The following is a 1,389-nucleotide window of genomic DNA, read 5'->3' as shown; positions in this document are numbered from 1 at the left end:
AAGGAGAGCAGGGCCGTCTCGATGCGGGTCGGCAGCTGCCAGGCGACGACCGTGCCGGGGCGGACGCCCCTGGCGTACAGCCCGGCGGCGACGCGTTCGGCGCGCTCCCGGAGAGCGCCGAAGGTGAGCGTGCGGTCGTCGGCGGGGTCGTCGGCGGCCTGGATCAGGACCGGGGCGTCGGGCGTGAGCGCGGCGCGGCGCTCCACGAGCTCCCAGAGGGTGCGGGCCGAGCCCAGTTCGTACGCGGTGTCGTTCCGCTCGTGCGCGGTCCCGTGCTGCGCGGCGCTCATGCGGTCGCCCTCCCGTTCCGGCCCAGAACTGACGGGCTGTCAGATGGTTTGGGAAGCGTAGGCCCGTGTGCCTTGCCGGTCCAGGGGTGCGGGGCTAGCCTGCCATCTGACGCTCCATCAGATCGGCGAATCGCGGGCGGCCCGGACCGGTGACCGGAGGAGAGACCATGACCGAGCACGTCGGCACGGACCGGTAGGCGGGTCCGTGGACCTCACCTGTACCGCGGAGGAGGAAGAGTTCCGCGCGCGGCTGGCCGAGTGGCTCGGGCGCACCCTCCCCGGCCTGCCGCCGCGCCCCGATCCACTGGACTGGCCGGGACGGCGCGCCTACGACACGGGATGGCAGCGCAGGCTCTACGACGCCGGGTACGCGGGCCTGCACTGGCCCGTCGACGCGGGCGGTCAGGGTGCGACGCCCACCCAGCACCTGATCTTCCTGGAGGAGACGGAGAAGGCGGGCGCTCCCTACGTAGGGGCCAACTTCGTCGGCCTGCTGCACGCGGGCCCCACCATCGCCTCCGAGGGCACCCCCGAGCAGCGGGCACGCTGGCTGCCGCCCGTGCTGCGGGGCGACGAGGTGTGGTGCCAGGGCTTCAGCGAGCCCGGCGCGGGTTCCGACCTGGCGTCGCTGCGCACGCGCGCGTGGCGGGACGGCGACGACTATGTGATCAGCGGTTCCAAGGTGTGGACCTCGCACGCCGAGGTCGCCGACTGGTGCGAACTCCTGGTGCGCACCGCGCCCGTGAGCGAGGACGAGCCCAAGCACCGGGGCATCTCCTGGCTCGCGATGCCGATGGACGCCCCCGGGGTCACCGTGCGCCCGCTGCGCACCCTCGCCGGGTCCACGGAGTTCGCCGAGGTCTTCCTCGACGAGGTGCGGGTCCCGGTCACCCACCGCGTCGGCGCGGAGAACGACGGCTGGCGCGTGACCATGGTGACCCTCTCCTACGAGCGCGGCACCGCCTTCGTCGGCGAGGTGGTGGCCTGCCGCCGCGTCCTCGGTGAGCTGGCCCGCGAGGCGCGCGAGAACGGCCGCTGGGACGACGCGGTGCTCCGCAGGCGGCTCGGCCGCCTGAACGCCGAGTTCACGGCCCTGTGG

General features: G+C 73.9%; 2 protein-coding genes. One reads left to right on the top strand and one right to left on the bottom strand.

The window, feature by feature from the left end:
• Positions 1–290: AMP-binding protein (locus AB8Z36_RS40195; RefSeq protein ID WP_369218301.1), on the bottom strand; the 290-nt coding region annotated here is incomplete at its 3' end.
• 205 nt (positions 291–495) lie between these two features.
• Here AB8Z36_RS40195 and AB8Z36_RS40190 point away from each other — a divergent pair.
• A partial coding sequence (locus AB8Z36_RS40190) for an acyl-CoA dehydrogenase family protein (protein WP_369218300.1) occupies positions 496–1,389 on the top strand: 894 nt, incomplete at its 3' end.

The organism is Streptomyces flavofungini (assembly GCF_041028215.1).
In the GTDB taxonomy this organism is placed as follows: Bacteria; Actinomycetota; Actinomycetes; order Streptomycetales; family Streptomycetaceae; genus Streptomyces; species Streptomyces flavofungini_B.
This window is presented reverse-complemented; position numbering and strand designations above follow the sequence as displayed.